The sequence below is a fragment of the Allorhizobium sonneratiae genome, from assembly GCF_023700755.1.
GTDB lineage: Bacteria > Pseudomonadota > Alphaproteobacteria > Rhizobiales > Rhizobiaceae > Allorhizobium > Allorhizobium sonneratiae.
Genome location: NZ_JAMKOJ010000005.1, coordinates 281,870 through 297,849 on the forward strand (window position 1 = coordinate 281,870; position 15,980 = coordinate 297,849).

A 15,980-nucleotide genomic window follows, 5' to 3' on the forward strand; every position below is an offset into this window, starting at 1 on the left:
AAATGTGTTTTTGGAAAATGTGCCACACAAAAGGGCATTTCAAGCATTCAGACCAATCTTGAGGCTGATCCTGATGCTGATAATCGGCCAAATCGATGACAATGGCGTGAGGCCCTGCGTGACAGCAAAACGCCGGCCCAACCCACCATGGCAGACCGGCGTTATAGAGGACAGACGTTCTGTTTTTACTGGCAGACTAACTCACCCTTCCCGGTCAGTTTTCCCTTCACCCTTTCCTTGATGTAAGTGGTGATCTTTGGATAGGGGCAATAGAGATAATCGCGCGGGTTCAAGCCAGCCGCCTCCTCATTGCCGGGTGTGATGCCTGCCTTGACCGCTTCCGGAGCCTTGCCGTGCTCCACCCAGTCGACCAGCGGCGTGAAGAAATCGAAATCGTCATAGGAAGGGCCGCCTGCTCCGTGCGGCATGCCCGGAATGCGATAGAAGCGGACGAAATCAGCGGCCTGATGATTGTTGTTGTCATCCAGATTTTTATACCATTTCACCGTATCGAGGACGGAAAAGACCGGATCGCCATTGCCGTGAAAGACGATCATCTTGTGGCCGTCCTTGCGGAATTGGGTCAGATGCGGATTGCCCGTATCCGGCGGAATCATGAAGGAAACGGCAGACTGGGTGAAAGGGCCGCTCACAGCATCGATTTTCGGTGCATCCTTATCGAAATCGAAACCGAGCAGATATTTTTCCAGATCCTCCGGCGTCGGGCCAACAGCCGTGGGCGGCGTGGTGAAAATCTGAGCCAGCGAAGCAGCGCCCATCACATCGATGATCGGTTTGTGATGCCAGGCCTCAATCGGGCTTTCCAGCTTCCACATACGCCAGTTTTTCGAACCCATCCCGGGATCCCAGACCCAGGAGCTGTAAAGCATATGGCCATGGCTGTCATAAGGACCGTTATGGCTTGTGCGCAGGGCCGCAATCTGGGCGTGGCTCAGACAGTCTTTCGTCTGGCCCGGCTTGCAGGCAAGCGAGGTGATGTTGAACCGCGTCTGGCAGGCATCGGCATTGCTGACAACGCCATCCACCCGGCCATCCATGCCATCGCAGGCCTTAAGGATCTGCTGGGCGAGAAACTGCATGTCGGCCACGGAAAAGGCTTTGGTGATATCCGGGTTCACCTTGCTCCAGCTTTGAACGTCAAGTGCATGCTGCAGGGCCGCGCGCGGCAGGTTCATGCCGGGATAGCCAACCAGAAGACCGTCGAACTGATCGGGAAGGCGCGAGGCAGCCATCAGCCCGTGGCGCCCGCCATTCGAGCCACCGATACCATAGCGATAGGCAATTTTTTTGCCGTAATATTGCTCGGTCAGCGCCATGGCCAGAGGGTTTAGCTTTTCTACCGCGCCGTAACCATAATCGATGCGGGCCACAGGATCGAAGCCGAAGGCCGCGCCACCCGCCAGCCCCTTTTCCGGAGAGGCATTGCCATCATGACCGGCATCGCTTGAAACAACCGCATAACCGCGGCCAAGGGCAGTGTCCTTCTTGTTGCCACCGAGCAATGGCCCCGTTGCCGGCACAACAACGCCGTCATTGCCACCATTAAACTGATGCACATATCGGCCGTTCCAGTCATCCGGCAACCGCATCTCGAAATGAATGGCGTAATCCTTGCCGTCTATGCCCTTATGCGCACCGGTAAAACCATGCACCAGACAATATGGTTTGGGAAAGGCCGGATCATTGGCCACCTCTTTCGTCTCGGTGATGGTCATTGCCGCAGGATGATGCCCCTCAAGCCCGATCCCGGCACATGTTTCCGCAGCATGCGCGATGCCGGGCAAAATCAGAGCCGTCAAAGCCAGCCCAATCGTTCTCACCTTCATTGTTTCCTCCCGAATGAAAATGACACCCTCTGTTTATGCATGAACCATAATAGTGCGCAACACATATCATCTATTTCGATACTGAAAATACGCTCTTGACCTTGCGTGGAAGCAATCGCAAATAAGCGGCATGAAAGCATCGGACGCAGATATCCTTATCATTCCCGGCTACACCAATTCCGGCCCGGACCATTGGCAAAGCCGCTGGCAGAACAAACTGTCCACCGCCCGCAGGGTCGAGCAGGCGGAATGGTCTAAACCCGTGCGGGAAGACTGGGTGGCGCGCGTGGCGGAAGAAGTCAATCGGGCGGAAAAACCGGTCGTGCTGGTCGCCCATTCGCTGGGCATTCCTTCACTTATCCACGCAATCCCGGATTTTCGCAACAAGGTGGCGGGCGCCTTTCTCGTTGCACCGCCTGAGGTGGAAAACCCGTCGATCCGGCCGAAACACCTGATGACATTTGGCCCTTATCCGCGCGAGAAACTGCCCTTCCCCACACTGATGGTCGCCAGCCGCAATGATCCCTTCGGCTCCTATGAGCATGCCGACGAGATGGCCAAAGCCTGGGGCGCGCTGTTGATTGATGCCGGTGAGTCAGGCCATATCAATGCCGAATCCGGCCATGGCCCCTGGCCGGAAGGCACGATGGTCTTTGCCCAGTTTCTCGGCCGTCTCTAGAGCTTTTGTTCTCACGCATTTCCGGACGGAAGCCGTTTCACACTTTTCCTGAAAAATGCTATAGAGCATCGTGCCGATTACGATTTTCGGCACGATGCTCTAAAACTCGCCGGAGGCCTCGCGACGGCGCTGGTCGAGTTCTTCGCTGTATCGGCGCAGCGTATGGCTCTCCGTCAACAAGCCGATGGGGCGGTGCTGCACGCGGTCGCTGACGACGGCCAGCGCTTCGCTTTTCGTCGCCTCAAACAGGGCGGCGGCCTGCTTGACATTCATGGTCGGCAACAGAACATCTTTCTGGAAACGCAGATAGCTGTCCAGGCTGCGCTCGGCTCCGTCCCGACCCAGCGGCTCGGCATGGATTTCCGGCACCAGCACAATGCCGAGATAGCGCCCATCGTCATTGATGATGATGACACGCTGGGTCGAGCCCAGCGGAAACTCTTTGCGAAATGCCTCAATGCCCATGGAGAGCTTGGCCGAGCGTACATCGGCACGCATCATCTTGCCCACGGTCAGATCACGAATCCAGCCGACATCATGGGCGCTGCGAATGGTTTCACCGCGCAGGTGAAAACGCCATGTGGCAAAGGAATAGCCAAAGAACACCCGCACCACCAGCGATGTGGTGATGACCGAAGCCAGAACCAGGGCAGTGATCGGAAAATCGCCGGTCACTTCCAGTGCCAGAAAGCTCATGGTCAAGGGGCCGCCAATAACGGCAGCGGCAAAAGAACTCATGCCGACGACGCCATAAATCACCGGGGCAAGGCTCATGCCGGGAAACAGCACACTGCCAAAGGCAAAAATTTTGCCGATCAGCGAGCCCATGAATAGCGAGGCGAAAAACAGACCACCGCGGAAGCCGGAACCGATGGAGACCGCACTTGCGAGCGACTTGAGCAGAAACACCATCACCAGCGCCTGCAGCGTCGAGCTGGTGTTCATGTTGATATGCAAGGCCCCATGTCCGCTGGACAGCACCTGAGGCGAGATCATACCTAAAAATCCGACGATGACGCCGCCGAGAACAGGCCGGAAGGTCTGGGAAATCGAGCTTTTGCGCGCTGTTTCCTCAATGAGGGACACGGTCTGCATGAGCACGATGGCAATCACCGCACAGATGACGCCGAGCAGGATGGCCGGCACATAGTCCGAAGGCGTGATCTCGCCGATCCGTCCGACCTTGATCGTGATTCCATGGTCGATAATCTGCTTGGCAACGATTTTCGCCGTCAGGGCCGACACCATCACCGGCGCAAGGGTGGTAACCGTATAAGAGCCGATGATCAGTTCGATGGCGTAAAAGGCCCCGGTCAGCGGCGCATCGAAGGCCGCCGCAATCGCGCCAGCAGCGCCACAGCCGACGATGATCCGCATATCCCCGCGCCTCAGCTTCAGTTTGCCACCAATTTTCGAGGCAAAGCCGGATGCGATCTGGCTGTAACCTGCCTCAAGCCCGACAGACGCACCAAAGCCGTTCGAGATAATGTTCTGCACAGTAACGATAATGCTGTCGGTCAAGGACAGCCTGCCGCCATGCAAAGCATTGGCTTCGATGGGATCGAGCATCGGGCGCTTGCGAGTGCGTGACAGGATGAAGAAAATCAATCCCAGCACGATACCGCCCGTGATTGGGCCAATCAGCACAATGGCGCCGCTGACATGGCTGCCGCTCAGCGTGCCTTCGACACCGAAAACATGCCGGTGCAGTTCCGTGCTGAGAAAGCTCATCAGCGACACCAGCAGACCTGCCAGCGCACCGACCCCGACAGCCAGAACCACAAGTGCCAGTTCGCCGCGACGAAACAGGGCCTGCAAGCGCGAAATCCTGATATTATCAAGGAAGCTTGCAGTACTGGGCGAATGAAACGGCTTGTTCAGCATGGCGGTCTACAGTGCGAGGTCAAATATCCGTGTCGGTCAGCAAGACCTCGAACCGCAGCATGTCATAAGCCGGTTCGACGTGATCCGGGGTTTTTGTCATAACGGTTTCGTAATCGAGCGGCGTGTGCATATGGGTTAATATAGCCCGTTTCGCGGCAAGCCTCTCGATCCAGTCAAGAGATTGCTGCAAGGACAGATGGCTGGGATGTTCCTTATATTGCAGGGCATCGATGACAAGCACATCAAGGCCCTGCATTTTCGGCGGTGTTTCTGCCGGAAAATCGCTGACATCGCTGCAATAGGCGACATTGCCGATGCGAAACCCCAGAGACATGATATCTCCATGCTGCTGGAGCAGGGGCAGGAAGTCTATCGCGCCGCCCTTCCCTTCAATCCTGATCGGCTGATCGATATCGTCGATGAGCACAGACTTGATGATCGGCGGATAATTGCTGCCGTCCGGGGTTTTAAGACAATAACCGAAGCCCGCCTCAATCCGGCGCATGGTTTCCGGATCGGCGTGAATGGGAATACGATGATGCTGCATCAAGGCGAAACCGCGCAGATCGTCGATGCCATGCAGATGGTCGGCATGAGAGTGGGTATAGATCACCGCATCGATGCGGGAAACCTCGGCGCGGATCATCTGCTCGCGAAAATCCGGTCCTGTATCGATGACCACCGTGGTCACGCCGCCATCGGGGGCAAACTGCTCAACCAGAAGTGCTGCCCGGCTGCGCCGGTTTTTAGGGTTGGTCGGATCGCACGCGCCCCAGTCACCGTTGATCCTCGGCACGCCCGGTGACGAGGAGCATCCTAGAACGGTGAAACGGCGCGTATAAGGCATCGGTCAGAGTCTCGGCATTTTAGCAAACAGCCGCAAGGCATTGTCTGTGGTGATCCGGGCGATCTCGGCATAGCTCACCCCTTTGACCTCAGCCAGAACCTCCGCCGTGTTCACCACATAGGACGGTTCGTTGCGTTTTCCACGCCAGCGCTTTGGCGCAAGGTATGGCGCATCGGTCTCGACCAGAAGACGGTCGAGTGGCAGGTCTTTGGCGATGGCGCGCAGCTCTTCGGATTTCGGAAAGGTCAAGATGCCGGAAAAGGAAATATAACCGCCAAGCTCCACTCCGGTTTTCGCCAGCATTTCACCGGCGGAAAAGCAATGCAGGATGAAGGGGAAGGCCCCTTTCTCCGTCTCCTGCCGCAGAATGTCCGCCATGTCTTCATCGGCGCTGCGGCTATGGATGACGAGCGGCAATTGCGTGCGGCGTGCGGCCTCGATATGGCGCAGAAAGCCGGTCTTCTGATCTTCCGGCGTCTGGGTGTCGTAGAAATAATCCAGCCCACACTCGCCGATCGCCACAACCTTGTCATGGGCCTCGGCCAGCCGCACCAGATCGTCGGCACTGATGTCCAGCTCCTCGCCCGCATTGTTGGGATGGGTGCCGACCGAGCAGAACACCGAAGGGTAGCGCTCGGTCAGCGCCAGCAATCCATCAAGCTTTGCGACGCGGGTGGAGATCGTCACCATTTGCTTCACACCCGCATCATGGGCGCGCTTGACCAATTCGTCGCGCTCGGCGTCGAAATCGGCAAAATCCAGATGGCAGTGGGTATCGATCAGCATCAGGTCAGGCCTTGTTTGCTTTGGTGTCTGCTTCGGGGGCAACATAGCGCGGGAACACCGGCGAAACGGCGGGCAGTTCCGTACCCGGCGTCAGGCGACCAGCCTCGCCCAGCCTGGCGAAGACGCGATCATCCGGGGCAACGGCCACGAGGTCGAGCAGTTTAGCCGCACTATCCGGCATGATCGGCTGGAACAGAATGGCGATCTGGCGCACCACTTCCGCCGTGACATAAAGCACCGTCGCCATGCGGGCCACATCCGTCTTGCGCAAAACCCAGGGCTCCTGAGCGGCAAAATAACGGTCGGCCTCATTGACGATGTTCATGATCGCGCCCACCGCCTTGTGGATCTGCTGGCGCGACATTTCCTCGCGGCAGATCGCAATGGCTTCGTCAGCGGTGGCAAGAATGGCCTTGTCGGCATCGGTCAGCGGACCGGGTTCCGGCACCTTACCTTCGAGGTTTTTGGCGATCATCGACAGCGAACGGCTGGCAAGATTGCCGATGCCATTGGCAAGATCGGCATTGATGCGGGTGGCAATCCCCTCTTCCGAATAGGAACCGTCCTGGCCGAAAGACACTTCGCGCAGGAAGAAGAAACGCACCTGATCCAGCCCGAAATGGTTGACCAGATTAACCGGATCGACAACATTGCCGAGCGATTTCGACATCTTCTCGCCCTTGTTGAGCAGGAAGCCATGGGCATAAACGCGCTTCGGCAGCGGCAGGCCCGCCGACATCAGGAAGGCAGGCCAATAGACCGCGTGGAAGCGGATGATGTCCTTGCCGATGATATGGGCATCCGCCGGCCAGTATTTGGCGCGCGGGCCTGTTTCATCCGTCAGGTATCCGGTCGCGGTAACATAGTTGGTCAGCGCATCGACCCAGACATACATGACGTGCCTGTCATCGCCCGGCACCTTGATGCCCCAGTCGAAGGTGGTGCGCGAGATAGAGAGATCCTTGAGACCGGACTTGACGAAGGACATCACCTCGTTGCGCCGCTCGTTCGGACCGATGAAATCCGTCTGATCCTCATAGAGTTTCAAGAGCCGGTCTTCATAGGCGGAAAGACGGAAGAAATAGCTTTCTTCCTCCACCCATTCCACCGGCGTGCCCTGCGGCCCATAGCGAAGGCCATCGGCGCGGACTTCGGTTTCTTCCTCGGCGTAATAGGCTTCATCCCGCACAGAATACCAGCCGGCATAGCTGTCTTTATAAATATCGCCGTTCTTTTCCATCCGCTTCCAGATTTCCTGGCTGGCAACATGATGGCGCGGTTCGGTCGTGCGGATGAAATCGTCGTTGGAAGCGTTGAGCAGTTTGCCCATGGCACGGAATTCATCGGAATTGCGCTTTGCCAGCGCTTCCGGCGTAATGCCTTCATTGCGGGCGGTCTGCTGCATTTTCTGGCCGTGCTCGTCGGTGCCTGTCAGAAAGAACACATCTTTCCCGTCCAGCCGCTGGAAACGCGCCATGGCATCCGTGGCGATCAGCTCATAGGCATGGCCGATATGCGGTTTGCCGTTGGGATAGGAAATGGCGGTGGTGATATAATAGGTGTCTTTCATCGGGTCGGCCCTTGCAGTCCGCTTCTCGTTCTTGAGGATGGCACCGCTCTTATCGCATGTTGGCGACAAGCGAAACATCAAGTTTCCGGGAAATGACATTTCCGGCCCAAAGGCCGATGAGAAACAAATACCTGTACACTCCAGCCTGGAAGAGAGTTTTTCTCCAGCCGGGGCAAAGCTGAGCCTGAAAAACTTTGGCGGGATTTGTCCTGAAATGCTATAGGTCCCAACTGTTTGAAAATACGTCATTCATTGCAACAGGACAGACACCTGTGAGCAAAAGGGCATAACAACCGGGAAACCGGTGGCTTTCTGAAGTTATCAAGGGACAAGATTGCCAGAAGGCAGGCTTGTCAGAGGGGAAAAGTTTGCTGGGTCATTTATCATTCGATCCTTTGGTGTCGCTGTCCGGTTTTCTGGTCGGGGCACTGGTCGGTATCACCGGTGTCGGTGGCGCCTCACTGATGACGCCCTTGATGGTCTTGCTTTTTGGCATACATCCGGCAACGGCAGTCGGCACCGATCTGCTCTATGCCTCCATCACCAAAATGGCCGGTGCCGTGGTGCATGGCCGTCAGGGCAATATCCGCTGGCGGCTGGTATCGCTGCTGGCGCTTGGCAGCATTCCGGCAACGGCTGTCACCCTCTGGCTGATGAGCGGCACGGACCGCAAAAGTGCTCATGCGGAAACCCTGCTGACGACCTCCCTCGGCATCATGCTGCTGGGAACGGCGATCATCCTTCTGTTCCGCGATGTGCTGATGCGCTATGAAACACGATTTTTCACCCGCGCACAGGCGCCAAAACCCCGGACGATTGCGATTGCCACCGTGGCGCTTGGCCTGACACTTGGCGTGGTGGTAACGATGACCTCGGTGGGCGCTGGCGCAATCGGGGTCACGGTTCTGCTGTTTCTCTATCATCGCGCCGCCATCAGCGAAATCGTCGGCTCCGACATTGCCCACGCCATCCCGCTGACGCTCATCGGCGGCGTCGGCTACTGGATCATCGGCGACGTCAACTGGGTGATGCTGGGCTCGCTTTTGATCGGCTCCATTCCCGGCATCGTCATCGGCAGCTATGTCGCGCCGAAAATGCCGGAGAAGATCGTGCGCACCGTGCTGGCCGTCGTGCTGGCCATCGTTGCGGTCAAGCTGATCAAATTATAAAACGTCAACCACGCACATCGGCGACAAGATCGAGAAGCGTTTGCTTGCGGTCGAGATTATAGGCGCTGGCAAGGCCGATGCGTTCGGTGACAGTGCTGGCAAGGCGTGAGAGATGGTCTGCACGGCCAAGATCGCCCCTCATGGCGGCAGCGTGGGCTCCTTCGCAGACATGTTCGATCAGGTGATCGATAAAAAACTGAAAGATCACATCGCTGTCTTTTGCCGACAAAACATCCGCCAACTTATGCATCTTGAACCGCGCCTCGGCCCCTTCGCTTGCCAGAATGTCGTCAAAGGCCTGAATGATCTCCAGTCCGCCGTAATTCAAAAGCTTCAGCGCCTCAGCCACACTGCCGCTAGAAAGGGCCGCAAGCTGCGCCTGTTGATCCGGCTGCACGGCAATGCCCAGTTTATCCATGGCGTTCAGGAGATGGACCTTGCTGAGTGGCTGCAACCGCAAAGGCAGGCAGCGTGAACGGATTGTGGGCAGAAGTTTTCCCGGCGCATGGGAGAGAACGAGAAATAGCGACCGCTTCGGCGGCTCTTCCAGCACTTTCAAAATGGCGTTGGCGGCGTTGCGGTTCATGTCATCCGCCGGGTCGAGAATGACGATCCGCCAGTTTCCCGTTCCCGATGTCTGGGAAAAGAAATGGCCGACCTTGCGGATTTCCTCGATGGTGATCGCGGTTTTGGCACGCCCGGTTTTCTCATCGCGCGGGCGGGTAACATGCAGCAGATGATGCGATGCGCCAGAGGCAATCTGGCGGCCAATGCTGCTTTCGGGGTCTGGATCGGAGAGACTGGCAGGAGCCAGTTCCGGCTCAGGATGTGATAGAACATGGTGGGCGAAACGGAAAGCAAGCGTTGCCTTGCCAATACCTTCTGGCCCTTCGACCAGAATGGCGTGATGCAGCTTGCCGGACCGATAGCCATCAGCAAGAAACTGTTCCGCCACCTCATGACCATAGAGGGCTGTGTTGCGGGCGGGGGAAATTGCGCCGTCAAGCAGGGCTGTCGCCTCCATCTCAACACTCCTTCCGGGTCGGCCTGAGCCGGTGCAGCAAGGGCTGGACTTCGGCAAAAATGGCGTCTGCCACCTGCTCTCTGCTCATGGCGGCATCGATCACCCGGCAGCGCTCCGGCTCTGCGGCGGCAATCTGCAAAAAGCCCTGACGGCGCGCTTCATGAACCTCATTCGTTTCCTTCTCGAACCTGTCCGGGGCAGAAAGCCCCGCCGCCTCCGCCCGAGCCTGGGCACGGGCAAGACCGCTGGATGCGGGCAGATCGAGAACCAGTGTCAAATCGGGAACCGCGCCATCGACAGCCAGCATTTGCAGCTTGTCGATAAAATCCATATCCATGGTGCCGCTCAGGCCCTGATAAACGCGCGATGAATCCATGAAGCGGTCGCAGAGCACCACCCTGCCCGCCCGGAGCGCAGGACGGATCAAGGCATCGACATGGTCATATCGGGCCGCAGCAAAGAGAATGGCCTCCATCTCAGAGCCAAAAGCCTCTGCCGCACCCGAAAGAAGCACATGACGCAGAGCCTCGGCGGATGGCGAACCACCCGGCTCACGGGTCTTGACACATTCGAAGCCGAGACCGGTCAACCTTTCAGTCAAAAGCGCGATCTGGGTGGATTTTCCCGTGCCTTCTCCACCTTCAAACGTTATGAACAGACCCCGATTTTCAGACACGTAAACGCTTTCTCTTGACCTGGCCCTACCGGCTGCGATTTTCCGCCGGGTTATAATAGCGCGTTCCCATAGCAGAAATACATTTTTGTAAAAAACACTGCCTTCTTAAAGCGTGACCATATCGAAATCCACCCCGGCAAGCCGGTGCCGGAAGACAAATCCGTCATCCCCATCTCCGGTAACAACGCGATAACCATGTTGTTTGCAAACGGCACAGTTCGATAAAATTCGAGCAATTTTTCCCGCCAATAATTATCGGTTGCCGGACCAGTGTTGCTCTCAAAAGAGGGCAAGACATGTTCCAGACCATTGTTACGCGATCGATTACTGCCATTTTTGCCATGATGCTGATTGCTACGGGCAGCGCCCAGGCAACCGAAGTGACAGGCGCCGAACCCAGTGCCTATGCCGAGATTTCGGCAGGCCGCACAAGCGTACCGATTGGCTGGTATCTCTTTTGCAAAGAACAGTCGGTTGAGTGCCATGAAACCGGCAGCCCGCAGGATCAGGTCATGCTGAACAGCCAGAAATGGCAGGATTTGCTGGAAATCAATTACACGGTCAATGCAAATATCGTCGGCGTCACCGATGAAAACCATTACCATATTTATGAAAAGGGTATTCCCAACTGGTGGACCTATCCTGATGACGGCATGGGCAATTGCAACGATTACGCCATTTTGAAAAAACGGCTTCTTGAAGAAGCCGGTTGGCCAAGTTCAGCGCTGCACCTGACTGTCGTTCTGGATCATCACGGCGAAGGTCATCTGATCCTCATGGTGAGCACCGATCATGGTGACCTGATCCTCGATTGCCTGACCAACAAAGTGATGAAATGGTACCAGACCGGCTATAAATTCCTGAAACGTCAATCCTCTGATAATCCGAATAGCTGGGTTGCATTCACCAATGTCGTTCAAGAGGTTGCACGCGTAGGATCAATCAAGCCCTGAACCGTCAGCAACCGTAACGTTGCCAGTACTGCTCCACCAGCGATCTGCCGTCACGGTCCAATATGGCAAAATTGCCCGGAACAACGACAAAGAAATGTTCGGTCCGCGCGTCGTGGTCCACAGTTCGCTCAGACACTAGCCCGCAGGCGACAAAACCGGGAAGAACCTGACTTGGCTGTACACGCTGAATATTCACGCTCAGGATGACATCCCCCAAACGGCGCGATAGTGCTGATTGAACTCTTGCCGGCACCTGATCCAGGGTCGGCGCAGGCGCCCCCGGCGCGGCTGCCAGAATAACAACAGCCGATATAAGCGTACTTAGATTCAACCTCTTATACCTTCGCTTGATAGAAGCCACCAAGAGGGATCAGGCATACGGTATGCGTGACGAAAGCACAGGTGCAAAAGCGAATCCCTACCCTTTGGAACAGGATGAGCCAAGCTTTCATCAAGATTGTGGCAACGTCCTCAGAGGCAAAATTTTGTTCTCAGTTTCAAGGAGGATTGGCACAACTCTGCACATGAAAAGAAAGATTGCTGAACCGCAACTTTACATCTTGCATCGAATGGAATGGAGGCCTCGCCCGGAAGGTGTGAAGACCTTTAAAAACAAACGGATATTCTAAAGTGTAACAATTTTTCAAGGTATGAAATTTCAATAGGTTATAGGTTGTCCTGTTACACCTTTTCCACAGGTGCCCTCATGACCGAAACCATTATCGAGGCTATGCATTCAGACTCGGTGCCTTGGTGAGCTTACTATGGCAGGAACAAAGAAAAGCATGGCTCCCTTCGCTATCCTTGGCGCTTCGCTCGCGCATCCGGTTAGCCGGAATTGGAAGGGATATTGGCAACGTTCCGCTTAAAAAGTTCCATCACATCTTGAAGAGTTGATGAAGCGTTACTACCTGCGGACTCATCTCTGCTTCGGCAGGGGTGAAAATAGAGCAGCCCGGGGGCGTTGGCGCGCCTCCCGGGCCAGAATAGCAACCTTGCGGTGGCTTGTTGTGATCACGAACCTTAATTGGGAAATGTTGACATTTTTGTCAATGGGTGTTTCGCAAAAGTTTGCCGCGTACGACAATGAACGGAAAAAAGTCGTATGCAAGAGCATTTCAACTTCATTCCCCACGCCGAAGGTGGGATCATTATCTATCAGCGCCCAATGGACGGTTACATCAACGCTACAGCGATGTGCCAAGCTGCTGGACGTCCATGGAGCCGCTATTGGGAAACCACGCAAGCGAGAGAGTTTGCAGCAGCTTTATCTTCCGATATCGGTATACCGATATCGGAAGCAATTCAGTCGCTTAAAGGTGGTGACCCGCGTTTGCAAGGTACTTGGGTTCACCCTCAAGTAGCCATTAACTTGGCACAATGGCTATCGGCCCCCTTTGCTGTAAAGGTAAGCAAGTGGGTATTTGATTGGATGTCAGGCGCGGCTCCGGTAAAGCCGGAAATGCCGTATCATCTGCGCCGGTATGTCGCCAACCAACAAAACGTCCCAACGGGTCATTTTTCTATCTTGGCAGAACTAACGATGGCGCTAATAGCTCCAATGGAGGCAATGGGATACATATTACCGGAGACGATGGTGCCGGACATTTCCCATGGCAAAATGTTTTGCAAGTGGCTACGCGATGTTCATGGGGTAGATACAGATAGTTTGCCTACCTACTGGCACATTTACGAAGATGGGCGCAGAGTTAAGGCAAAAGCATACCCAGAAGCCCTCCTACCTTCCTGGCGCAAGCACTTTCGAGAAGAATGGCTACCCAACAGGGCGGTTGGTTATTTCACGGGGCGGGACAACTCAGCGCTGGAGTTCCTGCCCCGTCTTCTGCCCCCGCCATCAGGTGGAAAGGCCGCCTAAAGCCTCTCCCAACTCAAATTCCCCTTAGCGTCCGCGACGCTCCTAACATGCCCTTCGGCCTTCATCTGCCGGAGGGCTTTGCTAACGCCCTTGGTGAGTTCTGATATGTATTTCCGGTCCCTCGCGTATTCCCCACGCATGGCGACAATCTCACAGGCTATGTCACGGCTGGACAATGGTCCTACAGCGTGGCTTAGCGCATCCCATAATGGCCTTAGATAGCTCACCACGTCCGAAGATGTTTGAAAGTTTCCGGTTTTACCGGTTTCATGGTTTAATCCGCGACTTAAACGCGAAACAAATGAGGCGGCACATGACTGATACTAATTCTGTGCGTATAGAAGTGATTTGCGATTGCGGAGAAAAGCATGAGGTAGGCATCGCAGGGATCGACCTTGATACAGTACAATTTAGTTGCCCCAGATGTGGGGAAGTTAATGGTTTTACTGCTGATCAAGTCGCCGATATCGTTAGTCGATATGAACTCGCCGCTGAAAAGGCCAGAGAGGCATTCAGAAATGCCTTCAAGAGTTGATCCAGCCATATAGAAAATCTTTAAATGACTTTTGGCGGCATTCGCGCTTCATTTCCTGATGAGCCACCGCAGCCATTCGAGCAAATGATCGCTGATGGTATAAACCCAAGCGATAAAGCTCAGAAGGCTACCGCCAATCACCAGCATAAAGCGGCCCGCCTGCCCTGCCCCTCTGGCGGCGACCCGCATTTTGTCGATCTCGTCCATCTGCGCCTGGTGGCCGGAAACAACCTGCTCCATGCGCCGCGTTCTATCATCGAGCATGGCAAGCATCCTGTCCTGCTCGCCCAGCTTTTCCCAAAGCCGCCGCCCTCGCTCCGATCCATCGCGCTGAATGTTTTCAAGACGCTCGTGCATCATCTGAAACTGTTGCGTGATAAAAGCCTGCTCGGTCATTGAATGCCCCTCGATTTTGCAATCAGCCGTCATGTGCCGGCGAAGCCGCCGGCGTTGCGAAGGTTTCCCGCGTCTGATCATAAAAACCAGCGCAGAAATTTTTGCGGCGGTCAGCGGCATCGGCTGCCGTTTCCCAGGCCGAGTCCCGGCTTCGCACCAGATCGCCCACTTTCGGCAAGGGCGGCCGGGCCATATCGAGGCGACAGATGACAGGCAATGGCGGCAGGTTTGTCGGCTGACGTGCCACGGCCACAACGGCAGCGGCCCGAGCAACCTCAGCGCGCGCGGCGGCGTCGTGCTGACATCCGCTCAATATCGGTGGCAGTATAGCGAGCGCCATCGGCGCCATCATCCGCAGCCTGATCGGCAGCAAGGGCTTGTGCATCTTTCTGATCCTGTTGCATGAGGCTTTCAACATTGCGTTCGGCCATTTTCCGCAGGCTTTCCGCCCGGGCGAGATCGGCCATCAGCTTTTCCGTCTGCGCTTTGGCTGCGGCGAGATCAGCCGTCGAGACCATATCGGCAATAGCTGCCTTGCGCTGGCTTTCCACGCGCCCGTCAATGACATGGCCGATCAGCGGCAGGCTGATCCCTTCGTAAAACAGCACAAGCACGAGCGCAGAGATCGCCATACCGGCCAGCAGGGCGAGCGGGATCTTGATCAGATCGGAGAGGCCGGAGAATAACGACATCATTTTGCCGCTCCCTCATCAAGACCCGAAACACAAAGCTCTCCCTCACCGATCCGCGTGGCATCACCCATGCCGCGGCGTTTGCCGAGGCCAACGATGAAACGACCGCCAGAGCGGTTATAAGCCGTGGCTGCTTCGCAGCTTTTGAAAAACAGCTTGTCGTCACCCTTGGCCAGCGCCGCCTCGCCCAATCGCGCCGCGGTGGATTTTACCGCGGCATCTGCGCCGATATTCCAGGCCAGAGAGTCCATCATGGCGCGCCACGACAGTGGCATGTGCTCCCAGCCTTTGATTTTCTGGGCGAGGACCGGTCGATAATCCCGCACCATCTTGACTGCCACGCGGCGGTCGCAGCCTTGGGGCGTCTCAACCATGCCCGGCGTCACGTTTTCAGTATCGCCGTCGCAGACCGTCCAGCGCGGTCTCGTCGGCAGCCGGTCAAGATAGGCCTTGAGGCTGCGGCCTTCCCAGGGCTTGACCAGTTTGTTGATGGCAAGAGCCACATCGTCCGGCACGGGAGGTTGGCCGGGAAAAACCTCCACCATGACAGGCAGGTTTTTCGTGTCGGTGTCGCCGGTTTGACTGATATAGACCCCGGCAGATCCGGAGGCGACGACAAAGGCCGCCAGAACAGCCTTGGCGCGCTTGCTGGGCTTGAGTTTAATCGTCGGCATCTTCGATTCCCATGTCTTGTTTGATGAGGCGAACGACGGGGATCAGCGCGAAAATGCCCGCGCTGATCTTGAGGCAGGTCCACGGGTCCAGCACCTGCTGCAACTGCGGCACCAGAAATGGCGCTGCCGACAGCAGAGACGACACGGCAGACACGATCACGACAGCGCTTCGCCGTGCCACGCGCTGCCAATGCGGCACGAGCTGCGGCCTGCGCAAAGGCAGGGGCTTCATGTGTTTTCCTTTTGGTGGGGATCGGGAAAAGTCCGTCGTTTTACTAATTCGCTTGCACCTAAACGACGGGTAACCAAGTCGCGGTGTCATCAGAAGAATATCGTCTGCTGGCTTTTCATCTTCGAATGAGGGCCGCTAGA

Annotated in this window: 16 protein-coding genes; 5 read left to right on the forward strand and 11 right to left on the reverse strand. The window is 56.3% G+C overall.

The features are described 5' to 3' along the window. Nucleotides 1-185: 185 nt before the first annotated feature. The gene (locus NAC44_RS11850) at nucleotides 186-1,847 is read right to left on the reverse strand and encodes a tannase/feruloyl esterase family alpha/beta hydrolase (RefSeq protein WP_250940988.1); all 1,662 of its coding nucleotides are present in this window, start codon (nucleotides 1,845-1,847) and stop codon (nucleotides 186-188) included. Nucleotides 1,848-1,977: 130 nt separating this feature from the next. On the opposite strand from NAC44_RS11850, the gene NAC44_RS11855 reads away from it, so the two are divergent. After that, entirely contained in the window at nucleotides 1,978-2,526 is a 549-nt protein-coding gene (locus NAC44_RS11855) for an RBBP9/YdeN family alpha/beta hydrolase (protein ID WP_250940990.1), read from the forward strand. A gap of 99 nt (nucleotides 2,527-2,625) precedes the next feature. Here the strand turns inward: NAC44_RS11855 and NAC44_RS11860 are convergent, their stop codons facing one another. From NAC44_RS11860 to metG, 4 genes are read right to left on the reverse strand one after another with little or no spacing between them, the layout of a single operon-like run. Next, the gene (locus tag NAC44_RS11860) at nucleotides 2,626-4,410 is read right to left on the reverse strand and encodes a chloride channel protein (RefSeq protein ID WP_250940992.1); all 1,785 of its coding nucleotides are present in this window, start codon (nucleotides 4,408-4,410) and stop codon (nucleotides 2,626-2,628) included. A 19-nt stretch (nucleotides 4,411-4,429) separates the two neighbouring features. Beyond that, complete coding sequence (locus NAC44_RS11865; protein ID WP_250940993.1) at nucleotides 4,430-5,257, reverse strand: MBL fold metallo-hydrolase; 828 nt, start codon at nucleotides 5,255-5,257, stop codon at nucleotides 4,430-4,432. A gap of 3 nt (nucleotides 5,258-5,260) precedes the next feature. Next, on the reverse strand, nucleotides 5,261-6,043 hold the full coding sequence (locus NAC44_RS11870) for a TatD family hydrolase (RefSeq protein WP_250940995.1): 783 nt from the start codon (nucleotides 6,041-6,043) through the stop codon (nucleotides 5,261-5,263). Nucleotides 6,044-6,047: 4 nt separating this feature from the next. Beyond that, entirely contained in the window at nucleotides 6,048-7,613 is a 1,566-nt protein-coding gene (gene metG / locus NAC44_RS11875; protein WP_250940997.1) for a methionine--tRNA ligase, read from the reverse strand. Between the two features lie 368 nt (nucleotides 7,614-7,981). On the opposite strand from metG, the gene NAC44_RS11880 reads away from it, so the two are divergent. Further along, entirely contained in the window at nucleotides 7,982-8,782 is an 801-nt protein-coding gene (locus NAC44_RS11880) for a sulfite exporter TauE/SafE family protein (protein ID WP_250940999.1), read from the forward strand. Between the two features lie 4 nt (nucleotides 8,783-8,786). Here the strand turns inward: NAC44_RS11880 and NAC44_RS11885 are convergent, their stop codons facing one another. Together NAC44_RS11885 and tmk are read right to left on the reverse strand one after the other, a co-directional pair. After that, nucleotides 8,787-9,806: a DNA polymerase III subunit delta' gene (locus NAC44_RS11885; RefSeq protein ID WP_250941001.1), complete on the reverse strand. Its 1,020-nt coding sequence runs from the start codon at nucleotides 9,804-9,806 to the stop codon at nucleotides 8,787-8,789. Between the two features lies 1 nt (nucleotide 9,807). Next, nucleotides 9,808-10,482 carry a dTMP kinase gene (gene tmk / locus NAC44_RS11890; protein WP_250941003.1) on the reverse strand — a complete coding sequence of 225 codons (675 nt, stop codon included), beginning with the start codon at nucleotides 10,480-10,482 and terminating at the stop codon, nucleotides 9,808-9,810. Between the two features lie 296 nt (nucleotides 10,483-10,778). Here tmk and NAC44_RS11895 point away from each other — a divergent pair, with 296 nt between their 5' ends. The 3 genes from NAC44_RS11895 (at nucleotide 10,779) to NAC44_RS11905 (ending at nucleotide 13,846) form a co-directional block, all read left to right on the forward strand. After that, complete coding sequence (locus NAC44_RS11895; RefSeq protein ID WP_250941004.1) at nucleotides 10,779-11,435, forward strand: transglutaminase-like cysteine peptidase; 657 nt, start codon at nucleotides 10,779-10,781, stop codon at nucleotides 11,433-11,435. A gap of 1,105 nt (nucleotides 11,436-12,540) precedes the next feature. Next, nucleotides 12,541-13,311: a KilA-N domain-containing protein gene (locus NAC44_RS11900; protein WP_250941005.1), complete on the forward strand. Its 771-nt coding sequence runs from the start codon at nucleotides 12,541-12,543 to the stop codon at nucleotides 13,309-13,311. A 313-nt stretch (nucleotides 13,312-13,624) separates the two neighbouring features. After that, on the forward strand, nucleotides 13,625-13,846 hold the full coding sequence (locus NAC44_RS11905) for a hypothetical protein (protein WP_250941006.1): 222 nt from the start codon (nucleotides 13,625-13,627) through the stop codon (nucleotides 13,844-13,846). A gap of 48 nt (nucleotides 13,847-13,894) precedes the next feature. Here the strand turns inward: NAC44_RS11905 and NAC44_RS11910 are convergent, their stop codons facing one another. The 4 genes from NAC44_RS11910 to NAC44_RS11925 form a co-directional block, all read right to left on the reverse strand. Beyond that, nucleotides 13,895-14,362 (reverse strand): hypothetical protein, encoded by a 468-nt coding sequence (locus NAC44_RS11910; RefSeq protein ID WP_250941008.1) that lies wholly within the window; start codon nucleotides 14,360-14,362, stop codon nucleotides 13,895-13,897. 155 nt (nucleotides 14,363-14,517) lie between these two features. Beyond that, a complete protein-coding gene (locus NAC44_RS11915) occupies nucleotides 14,518-14,937 on the reverse strand; it encodes a hypothetical protein (RefSeq protein ID WP_250941010.1) in 420 nt (139 codons plus the stop codon). Further along, the gene (locus tag NAC44_RS11920; RefSeq protein WP_250941012.1) at nucleotides 14,934-15,608 is read right to left on the reverse strand and encodes a glycoside hydrolase family protein; all 675 of its coding nucleotides are present in this window, start codon (nucleotides 15,606-15,608) and stop codon (nucleotides 14,934-14,936) included. The genes NAC44_RS11915 and NAC44_RS11920 overlap by 4 nt, the downstream gene beginning before the upstream one ends. Beyond that, nucleotides 15,595-15,840, reverse strand: a complete 246-nt coding sequence (locus tag NAC44_RS11925; protein ID WP_250941014.1) for a DUF7940 domain-containing protein — start codon at nucleotides 15,838-15,840, stop codon at nucleotides 15,595-15,597. Before NAC44_RS11925 ends, NAC44_RS11920 begins: the two co-directional genes overlap by 14 nt. Nucleotides 15,841-15,980 lie beyond the last annotated feature (140 nt).